Raw genomic sequence first — 8,419 nt, forward strand, 5'->3', positions numbered from 1 at the left:
TTGCGCTTTGGTGGCATCCATGAATATCGACTGGGAGAAGCTCCGCCACAAGTAACGGAGCTAACAGGAGACCAGCAGATCATTTTGGAGGTATTGGGTGAGCGCTATCGGCAAATTTATTCCTAAATCAGGTGCGGAATGTCGGTAAGATGCCTCTTCAATAAAAATAAGAATTAGGAGTTCGGGTGTGAAGGCATTAGAGAAAGAAAGGATATCGCCCTATATCAGCCAGTTATACGAGTGCGGTATTAATGATTCTGACATTAAGCTTGTCGTGGACCAATTTCGTGCCGACGTTTCCTGCAGTTCATCCCTGTTTTTATTGCGGGATGATGACAAGAGCGACGGAATAAAGCTTTTTTCCAGCGGTCTGACCGAGGCCCAGCAGCAGTTTTACCTGCAACATCATCGCCAGGATGTGTGGTTCAACCATTATCTGGATAAAGGGTGCAAGGGGATCGTCAGCGCCAACAGCATTTCAAGCTCGGTGGGCCTGCTGGCAAGTTTCGGCGCCCAATTCGCCGCCGGCGGCGTCTGCCAGGTCAAAGGGCGTGGGCTGAGCAGCCTGTGCAGTTACCGTGGTGCAGCGCAAGATGATTTCAGCAGTCGCGACCTCACCTCGCTCTCGGAAATCTATTCCGGACTGGCGGCCTGGAGCCACCATTATTGGAACTTGCTGGCCCTGGAAACCCAGAACTATCAGTTGCAACAGCTGGTGAAAAACCATAATAAGCCCAGCGCCATCATAGACGACAAGGGGCATATTCATTATTCCAATGTGGCCTTCAACCGTATCGCCGATGAAAATGTGGAATTGCGGGCCATCAATGGCATTTTCTCTTTGCAGAATAAGGAGCAGCAACGTCAGCTCAAGGAGATCCTCAATGGCTTTGCCTATTTGCTGCCCGGCGCCAGCGCCTATATGTCCATTCCCCGTCAGCCTAACCTGCGCCCGCTGCTGGTCCAATGCACCCTGATGAGCGGACTCAGCCGCTTTGAACGCTATGTGGAAGTGGTGCTGCGTGACCCCGAGCACGCCTTCAATCCTGACATTGAAGCGCTGGCCAGCCTCTATCCCCTCACCATTGGCGAGAAGGAGCTGCTGGTGCTGATGAGCAAGGGTTACAGCAGCAACGACATCGCGGAGCTGCGCGGTGTCAAGGTGGAAACCGTGCGCTCCACCCTGAAAGGGGTGTTCAAGAAGACCGGCTGCCACAGCCAGAACGAGCTCTTGCTCTTGCTGCAATCCATCTCCTGATCCACGCGGACTATGCTTGGAGTGAGCTGGACATAGTGCCCGGCTCTTGCCTCCCCTCGGGAGGCTCGTTGGGGGAAAGCGTCATGGAATCACTCAAGGCAAAGGACTACATGCAGACCAAGCCCATCATCTTCAGCGCAGAGATGATGGTACAGGCGGCGGTGGAAAAATTTCTCAACAGTCATCAGTTGGGCGGCCCCGTAGTGGACAGCCAGGGACATCTGATTGGCTGGGTCTCCGAGCAGGATTGCATTGCCGTCATGTTGAAAGAGGCCTACCACTGTGAACAGGTGGCCCAGGTCAGGGATGTGATGCGCAAGGAGGTGCTGGCAGTCGGCCCCGACACCAGCATCCTGGATCTGGCGGAGATGATGATGGGTCAAAAGCCCAAGATCTATCCTGTGGTGGAGGAGGGGCGCCTGCTCGGGGTCATCAACCGCCACAATGTGATGCAGGCCATCCACGCCCAGCTTGGCACCTGTTTCGTGCATCAGGCCAGAGTCTGAATGGTGTTGTCTGGTTGTTTTCAAAGAGCAGGCTCCGGCCTGCTCTTTTCATCCGTGACGGTCATGACGCCTCCGGCTTGATGTGCTGGCGCGGCGCTTTAAGGCTTGCACCGCCCAGCCTCGCTCTTTAGGATCTCCCCCAGCTATCGATATGGCCCTTGATGGGCACTCTTTTAAGGAATTCGTACCTTGTCTCTCTCTATCGAGGCGCTGCGCCGCCGTCTTACCGCCTGCATGAATCTCGACGCCCGCCGTCTCTCCAGTCGACTGCACGGGGTCAAGAAGCTGCCGGAAGCCAAGCAGGCTGCCGTGCTCGAAACCATCGCCGCTGACCTGGATGTGGCACAGACGCGCTATCAGTCCCGTCTGGCGGGCGTGCCTAAGGTCACCTATCCGGACAATCTGCCAGTCAGCCAGAAGCAAGGGGAGATCGCCAAAGCCATTGAAGAGCATCAAGTGGTGATCATCGCCGGCGAAACCGGTTCGGGCAAAACCACCCAGATCCCCAAGATCTGTCTGGCGCTCGGGCGTGGGGTCAAGGGCTTCATCGGCCACACCCAGCCGCGCCGTCTGGCGGCCCGTACCGTCGCGGCCCGTATTGCCGAGGAGATGGAGTCCGAGCTTGGCCACTACGTGGGTTACAAGGTGCGCTTTACCGATCAGGTGAGTGAGCAGACCCACATCAAGCTGATGACCGACGGTATCCTGCTGGCCGAGATCCAGAACGACCGGATGCTGACCCAGTACGACACCATCATCATCGATGAGGCCCACGAGCGCAGCCTCAACATCGACTTCATCCTGGGCTATCTCAAACAGCTGCTGCCAAAGCGCCCCGATCTCAAGGTGATCATCACCTCGGCCACCATTGACCCCCAGCGCTTCTCCCGCCATTTCAACAAGGCGCCGGTGATAGAGGTCTCTGGCCGCACCTATCCAGTAGAGGTGCGCTACCGCCCGCTCACCAGTGATAAAAGTGAAGGACTGGAAGAGCGTGACGAGCTGCAGGGGATCTTCGATGCGGTGGAAGAGCTGGCCCGCGAAGGGCTGGGGGACATCCTCATCTTCATGAACGGCGAGCGGGAGATCCGCGATACCGCCGATGCCCTGCGCAAGCTCAATCTGCGCGACACCGAGGTGCTGCCGCTCTACGCCCGCCTCTCCAACGCCGAGCAGAACAAGGTGTTCCAGCAACATGCCGGACGGCGCATCGTGCTCGCCACCAACGTGGCGGAGACCTCGCTGACGGTGCCGGGCATTCGCTATGTCATCGATCCGGGCACCGCTCGCATCAGCCGCTACTCCTGGCGTACCAAGGTGCAGCGCCTGCCCATCGAGCCGGTATCCCAGGCCAGCGCCAACCAGCGTAAAGGGCGCTGCGGCCGGGTGGCGGACGGTATCTGTATCCGCCTCTACTCGGAGGAGGATTTCAATAGCCGTCCCGCCTTTACCGACCCCGAGATCCTGCGCACCAATCTGGCCTCCGTCATCCTGCAGATGCTGGCGCTCGGCCTTGGCAACATGGAGGCCTTCCCGTTCGTCGAGCCGCCTGAGTCGCGCCATATCAAGGACGGTCTGACTCTCTTGAAAGAGCTGGAGGCGGTGCGCGAGTTACCAGCAAACGGCGATCGCGAAGCCAAGCTGCAGCTGACCGAGACCGGTCGCCAGCTCTCGCGCATCCCTCTTGATCCGCGTCTGGCGAAGATGGTGATCAGTGCGGCGCAGACCGGTTGCCTGAGCGAGGTGATGGTGATCACCGCCGCCCTCAGCATTCAGGATCCCCGCGAGCGGCCCATGGAGAAAAAGCAGGCCGCCGACGAGCAGCACAGACGTTTTGAAGACAAGGATTCCGACTTCCTCGCTTTTGTTAACCTCTGGAACTATCTTAAAGAGCAGCAGGATGCTCTTGGCAGCAACCCGTTTCGCCGCATGTGCCAGAAGGAGTTTCTCTCCTATCTGCGGGTACGCGAGTGGCAGGACATTCACTTCCAGCTGCGTCAGACGGTCAAGGAGCTGGGCTTCAAGGCCAACCAAGAACCGGCAGACTTCAAGACGGTGCACTGCGCGCTGCTTACCGGTCTTTTGAGCCATATCGGCAACAAGGATCTGGAAAAGCCCGAGTTTCTCGGGGCCCGCAACGGCCGCTTCCACCTCTTCCCGGCCTCCGGTCTGTTCAAAAAGCCGCCCAAGTGGGTGATGGCCGCCGAGCTGGTGGAGACCTCGCGCCTCTACGCCCGCATCAACGCCAAGATTGAACCGGAGTGGGTGGAGCCGCTGGCAGGTCACCTCATCAAGCTGCACCACAGCGACCCTCACTGGTCGAAGAAAAACGGTGCCGTGATGGCCAAGGAGAAGGTGACCCTCTATGGTCTGACTCTGGTCAACGAGCGCACCATCAACTTCAGCCGCATCGATCCGGCGCTGTGCCGCGAGCTGTTTATCCGCCGCGCCCTGGTGGAGGGGGATTTCGAGACCCGCCACCGTTTCTTCAGCGATAACCGCAAGCTCCTGGCCGAGGTAGAGGCGCTGGAGCACAAATCCCGTCGGCGCGATATTCTGGTGGATGATGAGGACTTGTTCCGCTTCTACGATGCCCGTTTGCCGGAAGATGTGATTTCCGCCCGCCACTTCGACAAGTGGTGGAAGGAGGCGCAAAAGCAGGATCCCGAGCTGCTCAACTTCGAGAAAGAGATGTTGATGAAGGGGGATGCGGCCCACATCAGCGATCTCGACTACCCCAACTTCTGGCAGCAGGGGCGCCTCAAGCTCAAGCTGACCTATCAGTTCGAGCCGGGGGAGGCGGCGGATGGCGTGACCCTGCATATCCCGCTGCCGCTCCTGAATCAGGTGGAGGTGAAGGGGTTCGAGTGGCTGATCCCCGGGCTGCGTCACGAGTTGTTGGTGGCCCTCATCAAGTCGATGCCCAAGCCGATGCGCAAGAACTTCGTGCCGGCCCCCAATTATGCCGATGCGTTGCTCGCCAGTATCAACCCCGAGCAGGGGCCGCTGTTGGACGAGATGGAGCGTCAGCTGCGCCGCATGACCGGCGTGACCGTGCCCCGTGAATCCTGGGATTGGGCTGCGGTGCCCGATCACCTGAAACTCACCTTCCGTGTGGTGGACGACAAGCACAAGAAGGTGGCGGAAGGCAAGGATCTGGAGGCATTGAAAGAGTCGCTGCGCGGCAAGGTGCAGGAGACTCTGTCACAAGTGGCGGACGATGATATCGAGCAGTCTGGCCTCACCCTGTGGAGCTTTGGCGAACTGCCGCAAGAGTACAGTCAGAAGCGCGGTGGGTTCGAGGTGAAGGCCTATCCGGCGTTGGTAGACGAGAAAGATTCGGTCGCCATCCAGCTGGTGGAGAGCCCTGTGGTGCAGCAGCAGCTGATGTGGGCAGGCCAACGCCGGCTGGTGCTGCTCAACGTGCCATCTCCCATCAAGTATCTGCAGGAGAAGTTGCCCAACAAGGCCAAGCTCGGGCTCTATTTCAACCCGTTTGGCAAGGTGGCCGAGCTGATTGACGACTGCATCGCCTGCGGCTGCGACAAGCTGATTGAGCAGCACGGCGGCATGGCTTGGGACGAGGCCGGTTTCGAGGCGCTCAAGGAGTATGTCCGCGCCGAGCTCAACGATGCGGTGGTGGAGGTGGCCAAACAGGTGGAAGCCGTGCTGACCCTCTCCCATGAGATCAAGAAACGGCTCAAGGGCAAGATGCAGCTCGACACCGCCTTTGCCATGTCGGACATCCAGCAGCAGTTGGGTAACCTCATTCACAAGGGCTTTGTCACCGAGACCGGCTGGCAGCGGCTGCCTGACTTGCTGCGCTACCTGCGGGCCATCGAGCGGCGGCTCGAGAAGCTCGCCATCGATCCCAACCGGGATCGGGTCTACATGCTCAAGGTGCACAGCGTGGAGTCGGAGTACAAGGCACTGCTCGCCAAGATCCCCAAATCCCAGCTGATCCCGGCCGAGGTGGCCAATATCCGCTGGATGATCGAGGAGCTGCGAGTTTCCTTCTTCGCCCAGCAACTGGGGACGCCATACCCTATCTCGGATAAACGGGTGCAGAGCGCCATTGCCCAGTGCTAAGCTGCTATCTATCTGTTTTCTGAGCCATAGTGTGAAAGCAACGAGACGCCAAAGGGAAGGGAGGCCGTCATATGCTGGGGATCTGGTTGGGGGTGGCACTGGTCAACATCAGCGGGTATCAACCCATTGCGGAACAAACCTGGGTGCAGCTCAACCCGGAGTTCTATCCGGTGCAGCGCCCCGTGCCGCCCATTTTTGCGGCCTGGCGGGGCAATCAGTTTCCCCCACTTGAACAGAGAAAGAAGAATGGCCGCTGGCAGATCCTCTTTCCTGCCCGGCTGGTGCCCCCCTTCGATCTGTTCGAAGGGGAGGCCCAGCTCTCCAAGGCTTACCTGGCCAGGCTGAAGCGCATCGATGAGATGGCCTATGGAATGGCTCCCCACCAATCAGTACTGCAAGCCGCCTCCTCGGCCCCCTCGTTCGAAGTCCCGGGCGCTGTCGCCTTTGTCGCCGAGTTCTCCCTGCCCCGGGAGAGGAAGATGCGGATGCCTCTGGGGGAGCCCTTGCTCGCACGGCTTGGGGGGCTGGTCCCCACACAGGCCTTGGCAAGACAGGGAGATGCACAGCCCATGGCCACCGCAGATTCTGCCCCTGAGCAGGCGACCCTGATTCTTTCCGCCACGGCGGCAGGGGAGGCATCGCGGGTTTGTCATCAGGTGGCGCCGGGAGAAACCCTGTGGCGCATTGCAAGCCAGCTTCAGTCAAAGGAGGCCGGCGGCTCGGATACTTACAGTTATCTGCTGGCGCTGGTGCAGGAAAATCGTGACAGGATGGCCAAAGGGATCCAGGTACAGGCCGAGCAGCGCCTCTATTGCCCGAAAGCGCAGACTCTGGCGCAATTCGATTCCCTGAGCCCGGCCCAGCGACAGCAGCAGTTTGCCCGTCTGGAGCAGGGGCGCTAGGGGATGGCGAGAGGCGTGGTGGAGTGCCTCTTGGCCAAAGAGGAGTGACGCGGGTTCTTTCCTTGTATCCCCTCCGGGTCCGTGCTAGTATTCGCGCTCGTTTTGCGAGGTGCTGACCGGTCGCAGTCAACACCATACATTCATCTTAAAAGAGATAATCACTATGTCTTTCGTATTCCAAGCTGAAGTCCGTTCTGACCTGGGGAAAGGTGCGAGCCGCCGCCTGCGTCATGCTGACCTGGTTCCTGCCATCGTTTACGGTGCAGGCAAAGAAGCCGTGTCCGTTACCCTGGACCACAAGAAGCTGATCCTGGCCCAAGAGAAGCCGGAGTTCTACTCCTCCGAGCTGACCCTGGTCATCAACGGTGAAGAAGTCAAAGTGAACGTGAAGGCTATCCAGCGTCACCCGGTTCGCTACAAGCTGGTTCACCTGGATTTCGTTCGCGTCTAATCGACAACGAACTTTCCTGTGAAGAGGCCACCCAATCGGGTGGCCTCTTTGTTTTTACAGCAATATCCTGCTGTTTTCACCTATTCTGCTGCTTGTCCTGGCAGGTAGCTATCTGCTGGGCAATGCACTGATCGAGCGCGAGCTCTATCGCGTTCGCAGTGATGAGAGCACCTTCCTGGCGCTTGCCAGCGGCCGCCTTGACGGCGAGCTGGCGGTGCCGCTGCGCCATGTGCGCAGCATGTCGGAAGAACCCATCCTGCTCGAAGCGGCGGCTCGCAATGACCGTGACACCCTGGCCGTCCAGTTCACCATCCTGCTGAACCGCAATCCCGACTATGCCCAGGTGCGTTGGCTTGCCCCGGATGGCATGGAGCGGGTGCGCATCGATCGCCAGGGCCAGCATCTGTGGCGTGTGACGGACGACCAGTTGCAGAACAAGGGGGAGCGTTACTACTTTCGCGATGCCATGGCGCTGCCCTGGGAGCGGGTCTACGTCTCGCCGCTCGATCTCAACGTTGAACACGGGGTGATCGATCGCCCCTTCAACCCCATCTTAAATGCGAAAGGGGACTCCCTCCGACGTAGGTGGGAGGGGAATTTCGCCGGGGCGTCAGCCCCGCTGGTTTTGAATGTATTGCTTGATCACCTCTAACGGCGCACCGCCGCAAGAGCCCACAAAGTAAGAGCGTGACCAGAGTACGGGTTTGCTGTAAGCACCCCTCAAGTCCAGAAATTCATTACGCAGTCGCCTTGATGTGACCGCCTTTAACGAGTTCACCAGCACCGATAGCTGCACTGTTGGGCCGTACTCTATCAGCATGTGAACATGATCAGCCTCTCCGTCACACTCTTTCAGTTCCGCACCAAAATCTCTGCAAACCTCTGCCGCACACTGACCGAATGAAGCGTGATGCAGATCCCCCAGTATCGGTTTTCGATACTTGGTGATAAACACCAAATGTACGTGCAAAACGTAGGTCGCATGGCGTGATTTATTAATTTTAGTGAATTGCATTCTGTCACTCAATCGGGCTTAATAGATATGGCGATAATGCTACACACTGAGTGATAAATGCAAATTCTGAAAGCCTACAAGTTCCGACTCGAACCGACCGCCCAACAAGCGCAACGCCTGCGCCAGTTGGGCGGTTGTGCTCGTTATGTCTGGAATCACGGGCTGGCAGAGACAAAGCGCATTCTGGATGCTGGCGAA

At 58.6% G+C, this 8,419-nt stretch carries 6 protein-coding genes and 1 pseudogene; 6 read left to right on the forward strand and 1 reads right to left on the reverse strand.

The genetic code is table 11. The annotated features are described in order from the left end of the window. Positions 1–187: 187 nt before the first annotated feature. The 6 genes and pseudogenes from J9889_RS17685 to J9889_RS24725 form a co-directional block, all read left to right on the forward strand. Positions 188–1,258 (forward strand): transcriptional regulator, encoded by a 1,071-nt coding sequence (locus J9889_RS17685; RefSeq protein WP_043152694.1) that lies wholly within the window; start codon positions 188–190, stop codon positions 1,256–1,258. Positions 1,259–1,341: 83 nt separating this feature from the next. After that, complete coding sequence (locus tag J9889_RS17690) at positions 1,342–1,764, forward strand: CBS domain-containing protein (RefSeq protein WP_043152696.1); 423 nt, start codon at positions 1,342–1,344, stop codon at positions 1,762–1,764. Between the two features lie 189 nt (positions 1,765–1,953). Further along, positions 1,954–5,853, forward strand: a complete 3,900-nt coding sequence (gene hrpA / locus J9889_RS17695) for an ATP-dependent RNA helicase HrpA (protein WP_210557553.1) — start codon at positions 1,954–1,956, stop codon at positions 5,851–5,853. Positions 5,854–5,924: 71 nt separating this feature from the next. Continuing rightward, a complete protein-coding gene (locus tag J9889_RS17700) occupies positions 5,925–6,755 on the forward strand; it encodes a hypothetical protein (protein WP_210557554.1) in 831 nt (276 codons plus the stop codon). Positions 6,756–6,918: 163 nt separating this feature from the next. Next, entirely contained in the window at positions 6,919–7,206 is a 288-nt protein-coding gene (gene rplY / locus J9889_RS17705; RefSeq protein ID WP_010674717.1) for a 50S ribosomal protein L25, read from the forward strand. A gap of 64 nt (positions 7,207–7,270) precedes the next feature. Continuing rightward, positions 7,271–7,762, forward strand: a pseudogene (locus J9889_RS24725) (sensor histidine kinase); the annotation flags it as partial. A 54-nt stretch (positions 7,763–7,816) separates the two neighbouring features. Here the strand turns inward: J9889_RS24725 and tnpA are convergent. Next, positions 7,817–8,221 (reverse strand): IS200/IS605 family transposase, encoded by a 405-nt coding sequence (gene tnpA, locus J9889_RS17715; RefSeq protein WP_119197662.1) that lies wholly within the window; start codon positions 8,219–8,221, stop codon positions 7,817–7,819. Positions 8,222–8,419: the final 198 nt, after the last annotated feature.

The organism is Aeromonas sp. PrichA-15, from assembly GCF_017939245.1.
In the GTDB taxonomy this organism is placed as follows: Bacteria; Pseudomonadota; Gammaproteobacteria; order Enterobacterales; family Aeromonadaceae; genus Aeromonas; species Aeromonas caviae.

What these genes read in the sequence shown, in the direction of transcription:
- J9889_RS17700 (WP_210557554.1), top strand. Translation starts at nt 5,925, where the DNA reads ATGCTGGGGATCTGGTTGGGGGTGGCACTGGTCAACATCAGCGGGTAT.
- J9889_RS17690 (WP_043152696.1), top strand. Translation starts at nt 1,342, where the DNA reads ATGGAATCACTCAAGGCAAAGGACTACATGCAGACCAAGCCCATCATC.
- rplY (WP_010674717.1), top strand. Translation starts at nt 6,919, where the DNA reads ATGTCTTTCGTATTCCAAGCTGAAGTCCGTTCTGACCTGGGGAAAGGT.
- tnpA (WP_119197662.1), bottom strand. Translation starts at nt 8,221, where the DNA reads ATGCAATTCACTAAAATTAATAAATCACGCCATGCGACCTACGTTTTG.